General features: G+C 62.2%; 17 protein-coding genes. 6 read left to right on the top strand and 11 right to left on the bottom strand.

What is annotated here, in order from left to right:
• Nucleotides 1-105: 105 nt before the first annotated feature.
• The 5 genes from RCO31_RS31870 to RCO31_RS31850 are packed head-to-tail and all read right to left on the bottom strand — an operon-like array spanning nt 106 to nt 6,471.
• Entirely contained in the window at nt 106-1,830 is a 1,725-nt protein-coding gene (locus RCO31_RS31870) for an ABC transporter ATP-binding protein (RefSeq protein WP_308972386.1), read from the bottom strand.
• On the bottom strand, nt 1,827-2,738 hold the full coding sequence (locus RCO31_RS31865; protein ID WP_308972385.1) for an ABC transporter permease: 912 nt from the start codon (nt 2,736-2,738) through the stop codon (nt 1,827-1,829). The genes RCO31_RS31870 and RCO31_RS31865 overlap by 4 nt, the downstream gene beginning before the upstream one ends.
• On the bottom strand, nt 2,735-3,619 hold the full coding sequence (locus RCO31_RS31860) for an ABC transporter permease (RefSeq protein WP_308972383.1): 885 nt from the start codon (nt 3,617-3,619) through the stop codon (nt 2,735-2,737). The genes RCO31_RS31865 and RCO31_RS31860 overlap by 4 nt, the downstream gene beginning before the upstream one ends.
• A gap of 3 nt (nt 3,620-3,622) precedes the next feature.
• Nucleotides 3,623-5,167 carry an ABC transporter substrate-binding protein gene (locus RCO31_RS31855; RefSeq protein ID WP_308972382.1) on the bottom strand — a complete coding sequence of 515 codons (1,545 nt, stop codon included), beginning with the start codon at nt 5,165-5,167 and terminating at the stop codon, nt 3,623-3,625.
• On the bottom strand, nt 5,164-6,471 hold the full coding sequence (locus RCO31_RS31850) for an alkaline phosphatase family protein (RefSeq protein ID WP_308972381.1): 1,308 nt from the start codon (nt 6,469-6,471) through the stop codon (nt 5,164-5,166). The genes RCO31_RS31855 and RCO31_RS31850 overlap by 4 nt, the downstream gene beginning before the upstream one ends.
• A gap of 122 nt (nt 6,472-6,593) precedes the next feature.
• Between RCO31_RS31850 and RCO31_RS31845 the strand changes: the two genes are divergently transcribed.
• Nucleotides 6,594-7,325 (top strand): FCD domain-containing protein, encoded by a 732-nt coding sequence (locus RCO31_RS31845; protein WP_308972380.1) that lies wholly within the window; start codon nt 6,594-6,596, stop codon nt 7,323-7,325.
• A gap of 238 nt (nt 7,326-7,563) precedes the next feature.
• Here the strand turns inward: RCO31_RS31845 and RCO31_RS31840 are convergent, their stop codons facing one another.
• Nucleotides 7,564-8,334, bottom strand: a complete 771-nt coding sequence (locus RCO31_RS31840; protein ID WP_308972379.1) for an IclR family transcriptional regulator C-terminal domain-containing protein — start codon at nt 8,332-8,334, stop codon at nt 7,564-7,566.
• A gap of 96 nt (nt 8,335-8,430) precedes the next feature.
• Here RCO31_RS31840 and RCO31_RS31835 point away from each other — a divergent pair, with 96 nt between their 5' ends.
• The 4 genes from RCO31_RS31835 (at nt 8,431) to RCO31_RS31820 (ending at nt 11,870) form a co-directional block, all read left to right on the top strand.
• Nucleotides 8,431-8,907 (top strand): MaoC family dehydratase, encoded by a 477-nt coding sequence (locus tag RCO31_RS31835; protein WP_308972377.1) that lies wholly within the window; start codon nt 8,431-8,433, stop codon nt 8,905-8,907.
• Nucleotides 8,908-8,917: 10 nt separating this feature from the next.
• The gene (locus RCO31_RS31830; protein ID WP_308972376.1) at nt 8,918-9,364 is read left to right on the top strand and encodes a MaoC family dehydratase; all 447 of its coding nucleotides are present in this window, start codon (nt 8,918-8,920) and stop codon (nt 9,362-9,364) included.
• A gap of 39 nt (nt 9,365-9,403) precedes the next feature.
• Entirely contained in the window at nt 9,404-10,363 is a 960-nt protein-coding gene (locus RCO31_RS31825) for a tripartite tricarboxylate transporter substrate binding protein (RefSeq protein ID WP_308972375.1), read from the top strand.
• A gap of 334 nt (nt 10,364-10,697) precedes the next feature.
• Nucleotides 10,698-11,870, top strand: coding sequence for a cobalamin-independent methionine synthase II family protein (locus RCO31_RS31820; protein ID WP_308972374.1), 1,173 nt, complete (start codon nt 10,698-10,700; stop codon nt 11,868-11,870).
• A gap of 53 nt (nt 11,871-11,923) precedes the next feature.
• Here the strand turns inward: RCO31_RS31820 and RCO31_RS31815 are convergent, their stop codons facing one another.
• The 4 genes from RCO31_RS31815 to RCO31_RS31800 all read right to left on the bottom strand — a co-directional run bounded on the left by RCO31_RS31815 (nt 11,924) and on the right by RCO31_RS31800 (nt 17,581).
• Nucleotides 11,924-13,168: a pyridoxal phosphate-dependent aminotransferase gene (locus RCO31_RS31815; RefSeq protein WP_308972373.1), complete on the bottom strand. Its 1,245-nt coding sequence runs from the start codon at nt 13,166-13,168 to the stop codon at nt 11,924-11,926.
• A 5-nt stretch (nt 13,169-13,173) separates the two neighbouring features.
• Entirely contained in the window at nt 13,174-14,709 is a 1,536-nt protein-coding gene (locus RCO31_RS31810) for an aldehyde dehydrogenase family protein (protein WP_308972372.1), read from the bottom strand.
• Nucleotides 14,710-14,847: 138 nt separating this feature from the next.
• Nucleotides 14,848-16,782: an ATP-binding protein gene (locus RCO31_RS31805; protein WP_308972371.1), complete on the bottom strand. Its 1,935-nt coding sequence runs from the start codon at nt 16,780-16,782 to the stop codon at nt 14,848-14,850.
• Nucleotides 16,783-16,795: 13 nt separating this feature from the next.
• Entirely contained in the window at nt 16,796-17,581 is a 786-nt protein-coding gene (locus RCO31_RS31800; RefSeq protein ID WP_308972370.1) for an Asp/Glu racemase, read from the bottom strand.
• Nucleotides 17,582-17,732: 151 nt separating this feature from the next.
• Here RCO31_RS31800 and RCO31_RS31795 point away from each other — a divergent pair, with 151 nt between their 5' ends.
• Nucleotides 17,733-18,455, top strand: coding sequence for a response regulator transcription factor (locus RCO31_RS31795; protein WP_308972387.1), 723 nt, complete (start codon nt 17,733-17,735; stop codon nt 18,453-18,455).
• A gap of 3 nt (nt 18,456-18,458) precedes the next feature.
• Here the strand turns inward: RCO31_RS31795 and RCO31_RS31790 are convergent, their stop codons facing one another.
• Entirely contained in the window at nt 18,459-21,860 is a 3,402-nt protein-coding gene (locus RCO31_RS31790) for a molybdopterin-dependent oxidoreductase (protein ID WP_308972369.1), read from the bottom strand.
• Nucleotides 21,861-21,883 lie beyond the last annotated feature (23 nt).

Genomic DNA, 21,883 nt, shown 5'->3' with positions numbered 1-21,883 from the left:
GTTTATGGATCAGAAATTCGCACGATGGACTCGCGGCAACGATGGTGCGAATTTCTGATCCACGACACTAGCTAGCATATCGCTGCCGTCTCGCACTGGCGCTCGTCACGCGGCGCGTCGACCGGGGCGAGCTGCCACGAGCCGCCTGGTGAACTCGTGACGTGCGGGATCGAAGAGATCATCCACCCCAAGCCGATCGACGATCGCACCCTGGTGCATGACGAGAATATCATCGGCGATCCAGCGCACGACATCGATGTCGTGGCCGACGAAGAGCATGCCGAAACCGTGCTCTTGCTGCAGCCGCTTCAGCAGCGCGAGGATCTGCACCTGAACGGTCATGTCGAGGGCCGAAACCACCTCGTCGCAGATGAGAAGATCCGGCCGGCACAAAAGCGCCCGCGCAATGCAGATTCGCTGCCGCTGCCCGCCCGACAGTTGGTGCGGGTAGCGTGCAAGGAACGATGCATCGAGTCCGACTTCGCTCAACACATCCGCAACGCGCTCACGACAGGCGGCCGGCGCGGTGTTGGCCAGGCGCAGCGGTTCGCTCATCAGCCGCTCGATCGTGAGCCGCGGATTGAGCGCTCCATAGGGATTCTGAAAGATGAGCTGGCATCGACGCCGAAGAGCGGGCGGTAGCTGCCAACGCTTCGGCGTCAGCTCGCATCCCAGCACGTTGATCCGACCGGAGCAGGGACGTCGCAGGCCGGCCACGGAAGCGGCGATGGTGCTCTTGCCGGAGCCCGATTCGCCGAGGATGCCAAGCGTGCGTCCCGCCCTCAGGTCGAACGTCGCGTCTTTGACAGCGCGAAATGGCGCGCCAAAAAAATTTCGCGCGGGATAGTCGATGGATACACGCTTCAGGACAACGAGCGGATCGCCTTTGGACGGGAGCGCTTGCAGGACCGGCGTGATTGGCGAACATTGCGATTTGACGGAATCAAGATGCGCTCCCGGTCCTTTTTGGAGTGCAGGCTCCTTTCGAGACAGCGGTGGCCGTCCCGAATCGGGTCCGGACCAGGCGCTTTTCGGACGATGCGCCAACAACTGGCGACGTGCGGAAACGAGTCTCTCCGTATAGGAATGCTTGGGGGTGGAGAGAACCGACGAGGCTTGTCCGCACTCGACGAGTTCGCCTGCGCGCATGATTGCGACATCATGCGCCAGGGCGGCAGCCACCGCCAAATCATGGGTGATGAAAAGCATCGCCATCTGACGGCGACGCTGGAGGTCGGCGAGCAGCTTGACGATCTCGGCCTGGACGGTGGCGTCGAGCGCACTGGTCGGCTCGTCGGCAATGAGCAGATCCGGCTCTCCGGCCAGCGCCATCGCAATCATGATGCGTTGTTGCTGTCCGCCGGACAGCTCGTGCGGGTAGCGGCGCGCAAGGGTCGAGGGCTCGGGCAGCTCGACTTCGCGCAGAAGCTCCAAAACGCGGCTTTTGCGCTCTGCTGAGGCGCGCACGCCCAGGCGCGTCAGCGCCTCTTCGATCTGGCTGCCCACGCGCATGAACGGGTTCAGGCATGCCATCGGGTCTTGGAAGATGATCGCGAGGCGGCGGCCGCGAAAGGCGCGCATCGCGGCGTCATCGTGCAGCGGAAGAGCATCCCCGGCGAAGAAGACGCGCGAGGCGGATCCGAGTGAAAGCCCGCTCGGCAGGAGGCCCATGATAGCCAGTGCGGAAAGCGATTTGCCCGAGCCGGACTCGCCGAGCAGTGCGAGCGTATGACCTCGCGGCACGGTCAAGGAAAGATCGCGAACGAGGGTCCGACCGGATCCGTGGATGGACAGGTTGCGGATCTGGAGCATGGTTGAGGGCGAAGTCATGTGGCAAGTCGCGGGTCGATCAGGCGGTGCAGGATGTCGATGACCGAATTGATCGCCACCAGTGCCACGGCGATCACGACGATGGCGGCCTGGATCACGGGGTAGTCGCGTCCGTGGATCGCGCTGAGGGTCAGGCTGCCGATGCCCGGCAAGCCGAACAGCACCTCCATGGTCAGCGTGCCTGCTACCAGCCCGGCAAGCACGAGGCCGGACAAGGCGAGAGCAACTGGCAGTGCAGCTGGAAGCAGATGGACGAGGGCAACCCGAAGCGCGCTCACGCCCTTGGCGCGGGCGGTTCGTACATGCGCTGAGGTCGCGGCCTCCCGCAGTTCCTCATGCAGCGGCTTTACCATCTGGCCGGCGCTGTCGATGCCGATGATCAGCACCGGGAGCAGCATGCCGCCAAGAACCGGAAGCCACCCGAGCCAGACCGAGAGAACCAGGATTCCGACCACGCCGACGCAGAACGTCGGCAGGGCGATCGACCAGACGTTGACCGCGTCCACAAGCGCAGTGATAGCCCGGCTCTGGGTCATGACCGCACCGACCGCGAGGCCGAACGCAAGGCCGACGCCGACGAGAAAACTCAAGCCGGCAAAAACCAGCGTGGTCGGCAGTGCGGTTGCAAGCATGTCGGCCACGGGACGCTTGAAGCGCAGCGATTCTCCGAAATCGCCGTGAGCGGCCGCTGCCGCCCAGCTCACGAACTGCTGGACGGCAGACCGATCCAGTCCGAGGCTGTGCCGCATCGCCTGCTGCTGGCTCTCGGTAAGGTCGCCTTGCGCGGCCAGCATGTCCACGGTGTCGCCGGGGACGATCCGCGACAAGAAGAAGACCAGCACGACAATTCCCAGCGCTTGGCCGAGTGCCTTCACGAGCCGCAGGCCGATGTCGATGGATTGCTTCACGACGTCGGCTCCTCGACGGGGGATTGTCGGCGGACGTGGCGCAACGGGTCGAGTCGCTGGCGCACATGGTCGCCAAGGAGCGAAAGGCTGGCAGTGAGAACAATGATCGCGAGCACGGGGGCAAGGATCGTATGGGGTGCGACCTCGATGTAGCGGCTTGCGTCCGCGACCATCCGTCCCCACGTCGGTGCATCCGGCGAGGCGCCAAGACCGAGAAAGCTCAGCACCGATTCCGTGACGATGCAGCGCGGCAGGATGATGGCGGCTTGCGTGACGAGTACACCGACAAGATTGGGCGCGACATGAAGAGACAAGACATGAAGCGGGCCGCCGCCGAACATCCGTGCGGCGGTGACGTAGTCCTGCGCCATTTCGCGCTGGTAGGCTGCGCGCGCCACGTGGGCGAAGAACGGTGCAAACGAGATGCCGAGCGCGATCGTCACCGGCACGACACCGGCTCCGAGCGCGACGATCAAGAGAAGCGCGAGCAGAACGCCCGGCATCGCGCGAACGACATCGATGGCGCCAAACACCAGCCCTTCGACGATCCTGCCGAGGGCAAGGGCGAGCAGGCCGAGACCGGCCCCGATGGCAAAGGCAGCGGCTGCGCCGCCGACGCCCACGAGAAGCGTCGTGCGCGTGCCCATGACCAGCCGCGACAGCACGTCTCGCCCGATGTGATCCGTGCCGAGCCAATGCACGGCATCAGGCATCTGGTTGAGCGCGAGAAGATCCTGATCGAGCGGATCGTAAGGTGCAATCATCGGCGCGGCGGCACCGATGACGGCGAGCGCAAGCACTGCGGCGGCCGCAACGAGGGCCGGGGCCGGAAGCCCGGCCCAAGCGGCGCGGCGCACCGCTGTCGTGAGGACAAGCGACACGGTTTACGCGGAAAGCCAGGTTTGCGCGATGCCGCCGCTCGCCCAATTCGGCGACCAGGTGAAGCCAGGCTCATAGCCCTTCACTTGCCGGCGGAGGGCGATGGTGTCCGAGGCATGGCCGAGCACGACGGTGTAGTAGTTATCGAGAACACGCTGCCAGGCCTTCGTGTAGAGGGCCTTTCGATCGGGCAGGTCCGGCTCGGCGACCGCCGCCCGCACCAGCTTGTCGAACTCCGGATCTTGCACGCCGCCCCACAAGACCGGATTGGGGCCATCGCTCATCAGCCGCACATAGCGCAAGAACACGTCGGCGCGCGGGCCTGAGCTCATGACCGCGAGGTCCCAATCGTACTGGCCCAGACGCTTCTGTGCGCCAAGGTCGTCGAGCGCCACATGGTTCACCTGGAAGCCGAGGCGCCTGATCATCTGCACCACGACCTGCGGATAGTTCTCCTGCCATGAGACGAGTTCAAGGCGTGTTTCCGCCGGCTTCACACCCGCGTCGGCCAGCAATCGCTTGGCCTTTTCGAGATCAGGCTTTGCATGAGGATCGGCATCATGCTGTGCCTTGTCGAAGTAAATATTGCCCGGAGCGATCATCTGATTGGTGACGACGCCCGTTCCACCGGCCGCGAAACGCATGAAAGCGGTCTTGTCGACGGCATAGGCGATCGCCTGGCGCACGCGCAGGTCGTTGAAGGGAGGGCGCGGGCTTCGGTTGTTGAAGGACACAAAGAACCAGCTGCTGTCCTTGAGTGATGTTACCGCGATGTCTGTAGAGCGTCCGAGTTGTGCCGCAACCTCGCGGGAGACCTTTGCCACGTGGAGGTCGCCGGCGCGCAATGCCAAAGCCATGTCCACGTCGTCCCGCAGATCGGCCTCCACCGCCTCGAGATAGGGCATGCCTTCACGCCAATATGCCTTGTGTGCCGGCGCGACGAGCTTGACTCTCGGCTGCCACTCTCCAAAGCGGAACGGCCCGGTGCCGATGGGTGTGCGGATCGTGTCGGCCCAGCCCTCCGATTTCGGGGAGAGAATCCATAGCTCGGACATCAGATTGAGTAGCGGCGAATAGGGCTCCTTGAGCGCCAGAACGACCGTGCGTGCGTCCGGCGCATTGATGGCGTCGACGAGCTTCATGGCCGATGCGAGCCAGCCGCCCGAGACCTTCGACTTGACGCGCTCGATGTTGGCGACGACATCGGATGCGGTGAGCACTTCGTCATTGTGGAATTTGACGCCTTCGCGAAGGCGGAATGTGTAGATCTTGCCGTCCTCCGACAGATCGAACGATTCCGCCAGGAACGGCTCGACATTTCCGTCCGGTCCGATCGAGGTCAGCGCTTCGACATAGAGCTGTTGCACGGCAATGCTGCCGGTGTGGCGGTGCGGATCGGCCGTATCGAGGCCCAAAGTCGCATATTTCAGCACGCCGCCGCGCCGCACCTCTGAGGCGTCCGCCCTCCAGGGCAGCACGGTCGCGATGCCAAGCGCGGCTCCGCCGGCCAGAACGCGGCGGCGGTTCATCAAGGAAACGTGGTTCGTCACGGTCGTATCTCCATCCGTTCGGGAATCGTGCGCTGAAGCGGCTGCCCATCCATGCCATCGGCTTGGACGCCGAGGTGGCGCAGCACGGTCGGCGCGATGTCGACGACAGCGACGGGATCGGAGCGCTCGACGCCGGACTGGAAACCCGCACCATCGATCATGAGGAAGGGCGATTGCTCATACGCGGCAAGTCCGCCGTGCTGACCGCAACCGAGACGATCCGACTTGCCGCTGCTTGGTTTTGCAACGAGGCTCGAACCGCGGATGCCGTACGCATTCGGTGTATCGTCGGATTTGAGGGATACGGCGAAGGCGAGCCCGTGTCGCGGCGCCTGACCAACGGTGCAAAGGCTGGCGGCGTCGACGACCTCGCCGGCCCAAGCGCGTGACTGCAAGAAGTCATGGAGGCTGGGAACGATACGCTCGTGATCCGGATGGACGTAGACAAGAGCAGACGTTCCATTCGAGATTGCGAGCACGTCGCCCGAATCCGCGTTCGCCTTCAGGCCCGCATCGATCAGTTCGCTGTCAATGTCGACGACACCGCTGACTGTTTGGTGGCCATGATCCGAGGCGACGATCAGGAGGGGATCATCGCCTTCATCGCTCATCCGGTTCACTGCGGAGATGACAAGGCCCGCATGGCGATCGGCTTCGCTCAAGGCTGCCAGATGCTGCGGTGAGCCCAGTGGCGCGTTGTGTTGAATGTGGTCAGGTTCACCGAGCCAGAGCACGGCGAGGGCAGGGCGGCGTTTACGCAGAGCCTCGGACACAAAGCGCTCGGTCATGCGCCGGTCACCATCGGTGTCGAGCGTCACGTGGAGCTGCTCGGTCTCTGGAAGCAGCAATCGACCCGGCTGGGTTCGATCTGGCCCGAACGAACCGGCGCGGTGATAGACGAAGCCAAAGCCATCGGGATCGTGCGCGTAGGCCGCTCCCGGCGAGACGTTGTTGAACACAATCGCCCCGCCAGCATCCTTCAATCGTTCAGCCAGGGTGGGGACCGCAAGCGATCGGCCGGTGACCCGCCGCTTATGCTGTAGAAACTCAGGATGGCCCGCATCATGCGGGACCAGCGCTCCGTCTTCGAGAAGAGCGAGGGAGTTTCCCTGAAGTTCGTGCCGGGACGGATAGCAGCCGGTGGCAAGTGTCGCGGATACGACGCGCGTGGCCGAGGGGAAGACCGAACGATAGCCCGAGAAGCGCTCCGCCTGTTCAGCGAAAGCCATCAAGTGGGGAGTATGTTCGGCGCTGATCATATCGCGCCGTAATCCATCAAGCACAACGATGATCGTGCGACGCATGTTCAGCGGGATCCTGCTTCACGAGACGAAATTCGCGCAGCCCGCGGACTGCCCGTGTTCTTGACCGCGAGAACTCGAGGCCACCGTCGGCCCTTTCGATATGCCCCGACTGTTACGCCGACATGACAATTGTAGACAAAAGACAATTGACAATCTGGAACCCGTCGGTCTCTATTGCTGTCATGACAAATGAGGCTGCGCCGGCGGAAAGTGCCCTTGCTCTGCTCCGAAATCGCTCCTTGGCCTCGGCGGCGCAGGAAGAGATTGAGAAATTGATCCTGTCTGGTGAGCTTCGTCCCGGCGATAAGATCGGCGAGGCTGAAATGGCGCTCCGCCTCGGCGTCAGCCGCGGGCCTATCCGCGAAGCTTTTCGAAGTCTCGAAGAAATGGGTTTGGTCCGTTTCGAGAAGAACCGCGGCGTTTTCGTACGCGAGGTCGATCTTGAGCGGGCGGATCAGAACTACGTCGTGCGCGGGGCGCTCGAAGCGTTGGCCGTCAAGATTCTCGCCGAGAAAATTACGGAGGACGAGGTCCGAGAGTTGCGCGCGATCGTCAAGCGTATGGAGAAGGCGATCGCTCGAGACGAAGCGGCCGAATACGGGGCTTTGAATCTCGGACTTCATCGGCGCATCTTCGAGATGACCGGCAACAGCAGGCTCCTGGCGATCTACAGCCGGATCACAAAGGAATTGACGTTATTCCGCCGCCGGAGCCTCGCGCCCCAACCCTCGCTCCATGAACATCGCGACATCGTTGAAAAGATCGCTGCTCATGATGCGGTGGGTGCGAGCCAGGCGATGCTGAACCATGTAGAAAGCGCGCGGCTGCGGATTCTTACCACCTATTCGCCGTGAACGCGGCCGGCCCATCGCGCCGAATATTGATCATTCACGGTTCCAGGAATGCGTAAGTCATCACCGCTTTGAGCACTTGCTGCTTCGTTGCGAGTGCGCGCGCCATCACGGCCATGCGTACAGCTTTCGCGCGCCTTTGAGTTTGGAGCAAGACGGAGACAGTCGACAACCGAAGAGATCCGCGTGAACAATGGTCGATACCTGTTGCCGACACGCGCGCACGACGGAGTGACGCAAGCTACCTTCCCGACGCCATTTGTGTGCGAATATCCTGCGCGGTGCGCTTGAGCGGCAGCAGGAATTTCTTTCTGGCTGCGGCTTCGCCGAACGTTCCTGAAATCGTGTTGACGCTGATGGCCGCGACGACGCGGCCCGCTTGATCACGTAACGGAACTGCAATGCCGCAGATGGCGGGGTCAAGCTCGCCGTCGACCCACGCATATCCGTCTTCCGCGATGCTTGCGAGAATGTCGATCAACCGGTGCCGGTCGGTCACGGTGCGCGGTGTCACGGGAGGAAGCTCGACATTTGCGAAATAGTCTTCGCGCTCTTTCGGTGGCAGTGCCGCGAGCAGGACGCGTCCAAGCGACACGAGGTGCGCCGGCAGGCGGCTGCCGATGCCGAGGTTTGCCGACAGGATGCGCCGCGCGGGCAGTCGCAGCGCATAGACGATGTCGCGCTCGTCGAGCACGGCAAGCGCGCAGGACTCGCCGATCTCGTTGCGAAGGTCTTCCAGCGCGCGCTGTGCGTAGGCCCAATAGGGAAGGGCGTTGAGGTACGATAGCCCGAGGCCCAGCGCGCGTGGCCTCAAACTGAAATAGCGGCCATCGGAATCGCAATACTTCAGGCTGACGAGCGTCGCGAGAATGCGCCGCGCGGTCGCGCGGTTGAGGTTGGCATGCTCCGCGGCTTCCGAGAGCGTATGCCGCCCCGGTGGCTTTCCCAGCGCCTCGATTATGCAGAAGCCGCGCGCAATTGCCCGCACGAACCCATCGCTGTCCTTGCTCATCGCTCCTGTCTGCCCTTGCCAGTCAACGTCGTTTGTCCTAACCGATGTTCGTACCACGAATATATTGTTCGCCAGGCGAACGCGAGGAGAAAAGTGATGGCGCAGGAGGCGAAGTTCGAAACCGACTTCTGGAAAGATGCAAACTTAAGGAAGGTCTGGGACGAGATCGTTCCCGGCGAGCCGCGCAAGACGATCCCCTACACGCTGACGCGCGAAGCGATAGAGCTCTACTGTAAGGCCGTCGGCGAGACCAATCCGCTCTATCTCGACGAAGCGGCCGCGAAGGCAGGTCCGTTTGGCGGGCTGATCGCTCCGCCGTCGATCCACATTCTGCTCATGTTCGCCTGCACGCCGACCGACGACTGGATGCGCAGTCCCGGCACCATCAATGCCGGCCAGTCGTGGAGCTACAACGTTCCGGCCCGCCCCGGCGACGTGATCCGCCTCGAAGCGCGCGCGCTCGACAAGTTCATCAAAAGGGGGCGGCTGTTCGTCGTGCACGACAACGTCTTCTTCAACCAGAAAAACGACGTGATCTGTTCCGGCCGCGGCCAGACGATCCGTCCGATGTAAGGAGAGAACGATGACCGATATTTTCGAGAATCTGAAGGACGGAGACACTATCGAAGGGCCGTCCTTCGCCGTTTCGCGCGAGTCCATCCGTCTGTTCTGCGACGCCTCGCTCGACTACAATCCGCTGCATCTCGATGACGACTACATGAAGGGCAGCTTCGGCAAGACCAGTTTCGGCGGCATCATTATGCACGGCATGAACAATTTCGGCCTTATCTCGCGCATGCTGACGGATTGGGCCTTTCCCGCCGGCGGCATTCATCGGCGCCTCGAAACGCGCTGGCTCAAACCCGTACGTCCCGGCGACACCATTCGTCCGACCGCGATCATCAAGGCCAAACAGACCACGGCGCGCTCGCGCTGGGTGCTGCTCGACGTGATGGTCAGCAACCAGAACGGCGAGAAGGTCGCGGCCGGCGAGGCGATGGTGGAGTTCCCCGTCGCGAAGGCGGCCTGAACGTCTGGCGACGCCTGGTCGGGCGCGAGAGGAACAATAATGAGAAAGCTCATTGCAATCGCAGTCGCACTGCTTGCATTTGCGTTGGCACCGGCGCATGCGCAGGATCTGCCAAAAACGATCAAGATGATCGTGCCGTTCCCGGCGGGCGGCACGACCGACATTCTCGCGCGCTATGTTGCGCATACGCTCGAGGCAAAGCACGGGATCACGGTGATTGTCGACAATCGCGCGGGCGCCTCCGGCGTCATCGGTTCGCAGTTTGTGGCGGCGCAGCCGGCCGACGGCAGTACGCTGCTGCTCACCGCGACCCACCATGTCATCAACCCGAGCCTGAAGAAGAGCCTGCCCTACGACACCCGCGCAGCCTTCTCTCCGATTGCCGTGATCGCAAGCGCGCCAAATGCGCTGGTGGTCAACAAGGAGTTTGCAGCGAAGAACGTCGCCGAGCTGATCGCTATGGCGAAGAAGGAGCCGGGCAAGCTGTCGTTCGCCTCCACCGGCGTCGGCGGGGCAAATCACCTCTCGGGCGAACTTTTCAAGCTGATGGCCAACGTCGACATCGTGCATATCCCCTACAAGGGTGCTGCTCCGGCGATGAATGACCTGATCGGCGGCCATGTGCCGATGATGTTCGACTCGCTGCCGACGGTCATTCCAGGAGCAAGCGGCGGAACGCTTCGCGTGCTCGCCGTCACGAGCAAGGAGCGCGCCGCGACGCTGCCGGACGTGCCGACTCTCGATGAGGCAGGTGTCAAGGGTTTCGAAGCCACAGCCTGGTTCGGCCTTTACATGCCGCAGGCGAATAACTCGCCGGTCTACGGCAAGCTCGTCGCTGCCATAAAGGACGTGCTTGGTGACGAGGGCATTAAACAGAAGTTTGCCGGCCAGGGCGTGGAGCCGGGCAAACTGTTCGGCGCCGACTTCGCGAAGTTCGTCGACGCGGAAATCACCAAATGGGGCGGCGTCGTGAAGGCTGCCAACGTGCCGCAGGATTGAACAGCTTCTGGTCGTAGCCTCACGGGCCGGCTTGCGCCGGCCCGTCGACGTTTTTGGCGCGCGAGAAGCAGCGTCGGTGCCAGCGATAAGCTTAGGCGCGCGCGGATTCTGCGGGCGAATCAGTGGCCTCTGCCACTGAAACTCCAGCAGCGGTCGCTCAGCTGCAGGTCAGCTCTGCTGTGGTCGTGAAAAATTCCGGCAACTTTTTACGAGACAGAAGGTGCGGCCGATGGCACGGTGGTTGCGCAATCATCGGCGCGCGCCATTGCTCCTTTCATTCCCATCGCATCAGAGACGTAGCGCGGGAATGGAAGTGCGGATTCGGGAGTACGAGATGCTTCGCAGCGAGACACGGATCCTGACCACCCATGCCGGAAGCCTTCCGCGGCCACGCGAGCTGATCCAGCTTTATGCCGAAAGGGCCCGTGGTGCGCCCATTGATCCGGCGACGATAGAGCAGGCCGGACGGGCGGCGCTCCGCTGGGTGGTACCGAAACAACTGGAATCCGGAATCGACATCGGCAACAACGGCGAACAGCAGCGCGAAGCGTTCTTCCTTTACGTGCAGCGACGGATGAGCGGCTTCGGCGGAAGCTGGAACCGTCGCTCGTTCGCTGACATGACCCGCTATCCCGCCTATGCGGCAATGACATTGGCTCAGGCTGAGGCCACCGAACATGTCAGCCTCCGCGGCGCGCTGCCGAAGGCGATCGGCGAGGTCCGCTATCTCGATCGACGTCTGGTCGAAGCGGAGTGCGCTGACTTTGGCGACGTCCTGACTGAGGTCGACGCCGGATTCGCACAACCGTTCATGACGGCGCCATCACCTGGAATCATCGCCGCTGCAATGCTGAACGCTTATTACGATACAGAGGATGCGTATCTCGCCGCGCTCGGTGAAGCGCTGCGGGTCGAATATGAGACCATCGTGCGGCACAACTACGTGCTGCAGATCGATGCGCCTGATCTGGCGATGGAGCGGCACATCACCTATCAGGACCGCCCGCTCGCGGATTTCCTCGGATTTGCTGAGCGCGTGATTGCGACGATCAACGCGGCGCTTGCCAATGTGCCGCGCGAGCAGGTGCGACTGCATGTCTGCTGGGGCAACTATCAAGGCCCGCATGATTGTGACGTGCCGCTCCGCGACATTCTGCCTGTGCTGAAACAGGCGCGGGTCGGCGCGCTTGTACTTCCGTTCGCCAATCCTCGCCATGCGCACGAATATCGGGTGCTCGACGAGCTGCAGGAAGGCCAGCTCGTGGTCGCGGGTGTGATCGACACCGTAACCAATTACATCGAGCACCCGGAGGTCGTCGCCGACCGACTCGAGCAGATTGCCCGGGTGTTGGACGATCCGTGCCGCCTGATCGCCGGGACGGACTGCGGATTTGACACCTCCGCCGGCCGTGGCCTCGTGGCCGAGGACGTGGTCTGGGCGAAGCTGCGCGCACTCAACGAAGGCGCAAGGATCGCCTCGGCGCGGCTCGGCATGAACCGGTCTTAGCAGAGTGGTCGTGCCCGACGGCTAACGTCTGGCGCGGAGATGTTGGCTGCAGCTCACTGCAACGCCTGACAGGCTGCCGAAATCCGTCGGAGCGCTTCGTCGAGCTCCTGGACAGCGGTCGCATAGGAAATCCGAAAATAAGGGCCGAGGCCGAAGGCCGAGCCCGGGACCACTGCAACATCCCACGACAGCAGCAGATATGATGCGAAATCACTGTCGGTCTTCAGCACCGCACCATCCCGCGTGCGTTTGCCGAGCACGCCCGCGCAGTTCGCAAAGACGTAGAACGCCCCTTGGGGAACAGGGCAGCGAAGGCCCGGCGCGCTGTTCAATCCCGACACGACAACATCGCGCCGGGCTCGGAACGAATCGCAGCGTTCCTTCACGATATCGAGCGGGCCACGCAGTGCCACAATCGCGGCGGCCTGACTGATCGACGACGGACATGAGGTCGACTGGCTTTGCACCGCGGCCATCGCCTTGATCAGTGGTGTCGGCCCGGCGCCATAGCCAAGTCGCCAGCCTGTCATGGCGAAGGCCTTCGATACGCCGTTGACCGTGAGGATGCGATCGCGCATTTCCGGCGCACATTGCGCCGGCGTCGCGAAGGTCGTGCCACCAAAGGTGATGTGCTCGTAGATGTCGTCGGCCAAGACCCAAACCTGCGGATGCTGGACGATGACATCGAGCAGTGCGCGATAGTCTTGCGCACTATAGACGGCGCCTGACGGGTTGCAGGGAGAATTGAAGATGATCCAGCGTGTGCGCGGAGTGATCAGTTCTTCAAGGCAGTCCGGGGTCAGCCGGAATCCGTTGTTCTCTGAACACGGAGCGATCACAGGGGTTCCGCCGCACAGGCGGATGATATCAGCATAGCTCACCCAGTACGGAGCGGCGAGGATGACCTCGTCGCCCGGATCGAGCGTGGCCATCATGGCGTTGTTGATGACCTGCTTGCTGCCCGACGATACGCTGATCTCGTCGGATCTGAAGATCAGCCCGTTATCGGTCGCGAATTTTTCGCAGATGGCCGCCTTGATCGCCGGTGAGCCGTCGAGTGTGGTATATTTTGTCTGCCCGTCGCGCATCGCGCGCGCAGCCGCATCCTTGATAAAATCCGGCGTGTCGAAGTCCGGCTCGCCGGCACCGAGCACGACGACCGGCCGACCATCCCGCTTGCGTTGCTCGGCGATGGCGGTGATGCTCAGGATTTCCGAGACGCCGATCCCGGCGATCCGGTGCGCGGCGCGAAACATGCCGGCTGCGGGCGCGTCGGGACGAAGAGCCGGTTTGATCATGGCGCTCACGCAACGTCGAAGGTGACACCCTGCGCGAGCGGTAACTCGCGACCATAATTCACGGTGTTGGTGGCGCGTCGCATATAGTTCTTCCACGCGTCAGAGCCAGCCTCACGACCAATGCCGCTTTCCTTCTCGCCGCCAAATGCGCCGCCAATTTCGGCACCGGACGGGCCGATATTGACGTTTGCGATGCCGCAATCCGAGCCCTGATCGGACAGGAAGAACTCTGCCTCTCGCATGTCCGTCGTAAAGATCGACGAGGTAAGACCTTGCGCGGTGGCGTTCTGCAATTGAATCGCGACCTCGAAGGTCTTGAACTTCACGACATAAAGAATGGGCGCGAACGTTTCGCGCAGCATCGGACCCGCTTGGCTGGGCATTTCGACAATGGCTGGCCTGACGTAGTAGGCGTCGGGATATTGGGGGGCCATCACGCGCTCGCCACCGGAAATCGACGCACCGAGCGCCTTCGCCTCCTGCAACGCTTGTTGCTGGCTGTCGAACGCGCGCTTGTCGATCAACGGGCCGACCAGCGTTTCCTGGTCGCGTGGATCTCCGATCCGTACGGATGCGCAAGCGGCCACCAGTCGCGGCACGAGCTTGTCGTAAACGCTCTCGTGCACGAACAGACGACGCAATGTGGTGCACCGCTGCCCTGCCGTGCCCATGGTGGAGAACGCGACCGCGCGCGCGGTGAGGTCGAGGTCGGCGGATGGGCACACAATCGAAGCGTTGTTGCCTCCCAACTCAAGGATCATCCGCGCGAAACGCTGCGCGAGACGCGGGCCCACCTTCCGGCCCATCGAAGTCGAACCGGTTGCGGAGACGAGTGGAACGCGCACATCATCGACCAGCAGTTCACCGAGCTCGGCGCCGCCGATGATCAAGCTCGACAACCCATCCGGGACGCCGCCGAACTTTCTTGCCGCACGTTCGAAGATCGCCTGCGACGCGAGCGCCGAGAGGGGAGTCTTCTCAGAAGGCTTCCAAACACAGGAATTGCCGCAGACCAGGCCGATCGCAACGTTCCACGACCACACTGCGGCAGGAAAGTTGAAAGCGGAGATGATGCCGGTGACACCGAGCGGATGCCATGTCTCCGTCATGCGATGGTTGGCGCGCTCGGAGGCCAGGGTTACCCCGTGGAGCTGACGCGACAAGCCGACCGCAAAATCGGCGATATCGATCATTTCCTGGACTTCGCCCAATGCCTCTGAGCTGACTTTGCCGACTTCAAAGGCAATGACCTGTGCGAGTTCGGCTTTGGCGGCGCGAAGTTCCGCCGCGAACAGGCGGATCAACTCGCCGCGCCGCGGCGCTGGAATGGTCCGCCAGGCACGGAATGCTTCTGCGGCCTTGCCGATCGTGGCCTTCGCTCGCTCCGCGCTGGTCTCGGCGCATTGCGCGATAACCTCTCCGGTGATCGGTGAGCGCACCGCAAGCGTGCCGCCATCGAAGGCCTTGATCGGAACACCGAGTTTCTCGAGAACGGACGCAACATTGCCGGCCAGACTGCCGGGGTGAGCATGAACGTTCATAGCGAGCTCCTGGACCGGACCAGACCGGTCGTTTCGGACCACATCCACGGCCGTCATTGACAGGCCGCCATGTCCGTAACATGTCCCGCGTTTATCTGAATTGTATCTGTACGAAGCCGGGGAGGAGCGACGCTGTCGTCAATGCCGCATACGCAGGGATGTCTTTTCCGCGGTTTGGCCGGGCGGCATCAGAGCTTCAAAATGCGCGCTCGGTCCCATGGCGTCCTGATCGATCCAACGACCAATCTGGTCGTTGGATTGCGCAAGAAGGTCCGACAGGGATTCGAGATCGACATTCTCCTCGGCCTGGTTCAGTCGCGTTTCGACTGCAAGTGCTTCCGACGATAAACGCGAGAAGCCGAGCATCTCCGCCGTCGGTGCGAGCCGATGCAACACGGCCGCGAGCGTCTTGCCGCTTCCGCCTCCATGATATCGCCCGGCTTCACCCTGGGCTTCGACGATGACGCGACAGCTTTCCTGCAGGATGCGGCTGCAGCGCTCTGCGCCGATGTCGGATCGCATGCGCGCGACTTTGTCCGGAAGCTGTGCTGCGCCTATCTCTGCCAGAGCGAATTCAAGCTGGTCGATAATGATCGGCTTTGGCACCACGCCGTTCATGCCGGCAGCCTTGTAGCTTTCGACGCTCTCCGTCATCACCTTCGCAGTCATCGCCAGAATCGGAATGCGCCCGCAATCGCCGCCACGTGCGCGGATCTTTTTCGCGATGCTGACCCCGTCTTCGCCCGGCATGGCAATGTCCAGAAGAATGACGTCGTACGCCTCGTGATCGAGAAGAGCGAGTGCGGACACGCCATCCTGCCGCACCGTGGTGCGATGCCCCAGTTGATCCAGCAGCGCCTGCGCAACGAGGATATTGACCGGGTCGTCGTCGACGACCAGCACTTTCAGCGTCACATGACCGGCCGCCCCCGGTCTCGCCGATTGCACAACGGCGGCCTCTTCCTTTGCGGCCGCCAGCTCGAGTGTAAAGATGCTGCCGCCTCCAGGAGCGCCGCGCATCGCGATGGAGCCGCCCATTGCTTCGGCAAGCTGCTTGCAAATGGCTAATCCGAGACCCGCGCCTTCCATGTTCTTGAGCGCCGTCGATCGAATGCGCGAAAAGGGGTGAAACAAAGCCGCGCGATCGCGCTCCTCGACGCCCGGTCCTGAGTCCGCGACGCTGATGCGCAAACGGCCGCTCGTCGCGGCTTCGGTTCTGATCTCCACAAAGCCGGCGGGAGTGAACTTAACTGCGTTGTTGACGAGATTGATGAGGATCTGCCGCAATCGCAACGGATCTGCGAGAACGTTGGTCGGTAGATTCTCGTCGATGCGGGCGCGCAGGACCAGATCCTTCTGTTTTGCCAATGCTTCAAACAGATGCACGATCTCATCAAGCGCCGAATGCAGCGCCACGCTCCTGGTTTCGATCCGCAGTTGACCTCGTTCGATACATGAGACGTCGAGCATGTCGTCGAGCAGTTTCGCGAGCGCGCGGGCCGAGGAAATGATGGTGGCGACGAAAGAGTGCTGGCGGCCGGTCAGCGAAGAACGCATCAGCGTCTGCGCAAGACCAAGGACGCCGTTCATCGGCGTTCGCAGTTCGTGACTAATGAGTGCGAGGAAATGCGACTTGGCCGCCGTTGCTGCTTCCGCCTGATCCTTGGCGGCGCGCAGTTCGATTTCATGTTCCTTCAGCGGCGTGAGATCAGAACGCATGCTGATGACGCCACCCCACGGTGTGCGGCGCTCGGACATGCGTACCCACTGTCCTGTCGCGAGCTGCTGCTCCATGTAGCCTTCACAGCGATGATGAAATTCGAGACGGCGCGAAAACCATTCCCCCGGCGATTCCTGGAAGATGAACTGCTTGCGCTGGATGCTTTCCCAGACAATGTCAGGGAAATAGACGCCGGGCTTCATCATGTCGGCGACGACTGGACAAAGCTCGCAATACTTTTCGTTCCAGAACAGCAGCCGGTCATGCTCGTCCCAGATCACGACGGCTTCGGGAAGGCATTTGACGGCAGTGGCAATCTTTTCAAAGAATCCGTTGTCGCCGAGGTCTGACATCGTCCTTGCCCAGCTAAAGCGATATTTCGAACAATCTGCCGAATTGCGGCATGGTGTCGTGGATGCCGGCCAAACGCAAGGCATGCCATCCCATGGCGTGATTGCTGGAGGTTACCGGCTTTCCAAGTTCTTTCTCGATCCTGCCGATCTCGTCCACGAGCCTGAGGCTCGTGCAGCACACGAGCACGGCCTCGACGCTTTCGATGCGGCCGAGCTTCAAGACCGCCTGACGCACCGAGGGGAGAGACGTCCGAGCCACCTTGTGGTCGTTCTGCTCGTTGAAGGAACCGAATGCGACGACTTCGACGTTGCGCTTTCGGATATAGTCAGCCACCATCATGTTCACCGTATCGCTGTAAGGCGTCAATACGGCGATGCGCGACACGTTCAGGCACTGGAAGGCTGCGATCATGCCTGTGACCGGCGACGTGCAAGCCACGTCCGGCCGTGCGGCACGGATATGCCGATAGACAGTTTCCTCGCCTAGAATCATGGTGCCCGAGTTGCAGCCGAACACCATGACATCCACGGGGACTCCGGGAAGGATGAGTTTCGCGCCCTGCGCTATCTCCCGCTCCAACGCACGCAGCGTTTCGGGCGTTACCTCGGCGGCATTATAGATGCGCGACTCGTATATTCCGACACCGGGAAGCCCGGCTATGCGGCGAAACTCGTATTCGATCGTCTGGTCGCTGGCGAGCACGATCAGACCGAGCGCCGCGCGCTCGGCGATGCCCTGGTCGGTCTCGAATGGCAAGTTGCGCAAGTAGGTTTCCGAAACGAATTCGCCGCTATTCACCCTGAGCCTCCCGTGACCGGCGCGGATCGCGCGTGGAACGAAACACGACCTGAGATGGACGGTGCGGCACGAGTTTTGCTATTGTATTTCTGCTTCATTGCTAATGCCCTTCCATTCCTTTGCTCGTTCTTGCGTGAAAGAGGGACTCGTGATGGGAATAGAAGCCGTGGCGTCGCGTGGAAACCCTAAGCTTCTGATCGTCGAGGACGACCCGTCCTTCGGGATGATCATGGCCGCCTACCTGGACGTTGCCGGCTACGAGACGACGCGGGTCATGCACGGTCGGGAGGTCTTCGGCAGGCTGGAGCGCGGCCGCTACGACACGATCTTGCTGGATCTCAATCTGCCGGACGAAGATGGTCTTGCGATCATGCGCTCGCTGCGCGCACGTTCCGACGTGCCGATCGTTATTGTCACTGCGCGGCACGGCACCGACGATCGGCTGGCGGCGTTGGAGATGGGGGCCGACGATTATCTCATCAAGCCCTTTGAGCCGCGCGAGCTGGTTGCGCGCGTCAGAAACATCATCCGCCGCTATCGCGGTGCGGACAAGAAGAAGAGCCTGTTTCGCTTCGCCAAATGGGAGCTTGACGTGGATCGCCACGCGCTCCGCAATGGCAATGGCCAGTCGACGGCGCTGACGCCCGCCGAGTTCGATCTGCTGCTCGCCCTGGTCAAAAATCGCGGGCACGTGATGTCGCGCGCGCAACTGATCGATGCAATCGTTCATACCGAGCCGCCCGAGTCCGAGCGTGCCGTCGACGTGCTGATGTCGCGGCTTCGCAAGAAGATCGAGCACGACGCCGATGATCCGAAGATCCTGCTGACCATCCGCGGACACGGTTACCGGCTGGCGGATTCCGAACGCGGTTGATACTCACGCATCTATGACAATGTCGCTCTGTGGGATCGCTCGGCAGGTCAGGCAGGTGTCGGTGTCGACATCTTGCGACGGTGAGCTGTGGGCCACGAGGCCATCGGCCAGTGGCACCGCGCAGCTTTCGCATTGACCGACGCGGCAACCGGTTGGAATTCTGATGCCGTGCCGCTCAGCGAGATCAAGAACCGAGCCGCTGTCAGGGGTCCAGATCAACGATCGCCCCGACTGTCGAAAGGTCACGGTATGCGAGGTCGCGCCTGCCGGGGCGAGCAACACGCGCGGGGAGGCAAAATGCTCCTGGAAGATTTCGAAGCGCGGCACGCCTGCCCGAACAAGCACAGCAGTCAAGGACGTCATCATTTCGTCCGGCCCGCACAGGTAGAAGCGCGCGCGGCGCTGCAGCAGCTTCGGGTCGATCGTCGCGAGCGTCAGGTGTCCGGCGCGGTCGTAATGTTCTCCCGGCCTGTCCGACGGACCCGGCCGGCTGAAACACGTTGTCACTCGCAGGTCCGGCATCGCCGCGACGAGCTCGCGAATGCGCGCGGCAAAGGCATGATGCACTCCGCTCCGCGACACGTAGTAGAGATGGACCTCCGGGCGCGTGCCTCGCCCTGCAAGTGTTTCCAGATAGCTCATGAACGGTGTGATGCCGATGCCGCCTGCGAGCAGCACGACGGGAAACTCGTTTTCAAGCGGCAACAGAAACCGCCCAGCCGGCGCCTGCGCGAGCACGCTTTGTCCGATCCTCAGTCTGGCAATCATCGGCGAGACCGCGCCGTCCTCCATCGATTTGACCGAAACGCGATAGGAGCGTTGGTCTACCGTCACCGCGCCAGACAGTGAATAGGAGCGCACGATGTTGTCCCTGCGCGCCGGTTCATCGATCGCCAGCGTGAGGAATTGGCCCGGATGAAATGACGGTAGTTGAGCGTGATCGGGAGCCGTAAATGCGACCGTCACAACATCTGGCGTCTGGCTTTCGAGTGCGCTGACGACGAGCGGGCGAAATCCGTCCCAGCGGCGGGGGCCGGTATCGACACGCGCAATGTTGCACGCAGTTGTTCGATAGGACGGCGCCCCGCTGATCGGGTCGCGGCCGTCGTCTGTCGTGAGTGAGTTGTAGCTCGCATCGTCCGCACCGAGAACCTGGTAACCCGGCAAGCCAAGATCGGCGCAGCCCTGCCACCAGCCATATCCGGCGATTGCAACGTCGTCGGACAGATTCTCATCGAGATGAGCACGAAGAATAATTCGTCCGTGCGACGTGCGAATTTCGACCGCATCGTCCTCCACAATACCGCGGCTGGCCGCAAGGGCCGGCGAGAGATCGACCTGGGGGTGGGGCGAGCGCCTGCGCAGGCTTGCTATGCCACGCTGCTGGCTGTGACAAAAATGACCGTTCTTCGCGGTTGTCAACGTGATCGGAAACTGTTCGCTTGTTGCCATAGACGGAAGAGGTTGCGGCAACGGTGGATAGCCATGGCGCTGCAACTGTTCGGAGTAAAGCTCCACCCGACGCGTCGGCGTGTTGAAGCCTGCAACAGCATCGCCGTTTTCGTCGGCATATTTGCGGAAGCGATGAATGAGAGGCAGGTTGATGCCTTCCGGTTGCGCGCGCAGGGCCTGGGTCGTAATGCCGAGCGGCGCCAGCATGTCGTTCCAGGCGGCGTCGAAATCGCCGTCACGAAACAGCGCGCCGAAGCCGAGGCGCTTCGCCAGCTCGGCAACGATCCAGTGGTCGGGCTTTCCCTCGCCGATCGGTTCGATCACCGCCTTGCGTAATTGAATGCGCTCGTTCGCCTGCGGGCTGATCTCGAAGCCGACGCGCAAACCGTCACGTTCCCAGGCCGTATTCACTGGAAGAACGATGTCGGCATACTGCGAGGTTGGGTTGGGCACGACGTCGCAATGCACATAGAATTCAAGCTGTTCCAATGCCCGGCGTCCAAGTTTGGGGTCAGGCTGGGCGACGAGATAATTGCAACCGAAATTGATCAGGCCGCGTATGCGGTAAGGTTGGCCATCTGTGATCGCGCGATACATGTCGGGGCCGGTGATCCACCCGCGCGAGGGCGGACCGAGCGGCAGGCGTTCGAGACCGATGGCTTTAGCTCGTTGTTCTGGTGCCAGCATTGCATACGCACTGACCGGCGGCACCGGATGCGACGCCCACCAGACGTTGCCACCCGGCGCATCGTATTGGCCCTTGAGAGCAAACAACGTCGCGATCGCACGATCGATCTGCGAGGCATGGCCATGCTGACCGATACCGGTCCAGCCGTAATAGCAGAGGCTGCCTGCACCGGCGATTGCATCGGCAAAAGCGCGGATCTTTCCGGCCGCAACACCGGTCTCGCGCGCGGCACGATCGAGCGTGTAATCCCGTAACTGATCGCGATACAGCGCGAATGCGGGACGGCAGGTGACGCGATTTGCGCCGACCCGATATTCGCCATCGAGTGCGGCAACCGCGGCATGTGCCGGATCAAAGGCGCGCCTCGGATCGTAAGAAACGGGGCTGTTCGTCGTCGTGTCCCACGTAACAAATGTGTCGGCATCTCCGAGATCGACGTCGCTCGCGCGCAGAAACCGCCCTGTGTCGGTGCGCACGAGGAAGGGCGCGTTGGTCCAACGGCGCACGAACGTCTCATCATAACGATCTTGCTCAACGAGCAATCGCGCAACAGCAAGCGCGAGGACGCCGTCGCTTCCTGGCTTGAGTTGGAGCCAAAGATCCGCGTCGCTCGCGAAGGCTGTCTTGCGTGGATCGATGACGACGAGCCGTGCTCCTTTGCTCCGTCCTTCGCCGATGGCCTCTGCTTGCGCCAGCCATGCTGTCGCCGGATTATGTCCCCACAGGACAATCAATTCGCTGTTGCGGTAGTCTGGCACGGGCATGCCGGTACCGAAGGTGAATTCGTGGCCGTGATCCTTGTGCCAGTTGCAAAGCTCGGTGCTCCAACAAATGTTCGGGCTGCCAAAGGTCCAGACGAAACGCTCGAGCCAGGGTAGCGAATCCGATATCGACGACGCACTCGGTGACGTGAAGCCGAATGCCACGGCCTCCGGTCCACTTGCGTCGGCGATCGCGCGCAGTTTTGCGGCGATATGGTCGAGCGCCTCGTCCCAGGAGATCCGTCGCCAGCCGGGATCCGCCGCCGTCTTGGAATTGGTGCGGATCAGAGGTGTCTGCAAACGACGGGCATTGTGCACCACCTCCGGTGCGGCGCGCCCTTTCGAACACAGAGCCTTTCCGGTCGGATGCGACGGCAACGGCTTGACGGCAACGAGGCGGCCGTCTTCGACGACGTTCAGCGACCCGCAGCGGGAGCGGCAGAGCGTGCAGAAGCCTGGCGTTTCGACCCGCAGCTTCGCCGGTATTGTCGTTCGAATGTTCATCCCGGCCTCCAGCTTGCCAGCTG

It is taken from the genome of Bradyrhizobium sp. LHD-71 (assembly GCF_031157255.1).
Taxonomy (GTDB): domain Bacteria; phylum Pseudomonadota; class Alphaproteobacteria; order Rhizobiales; family Xanthobacteraceae; genus P52-10.
The sequence above is the reverse complement of the archived record's forward strand: the minus strand, read 5'-3'. Positions and strand labels throughout refer to the sequence as shown.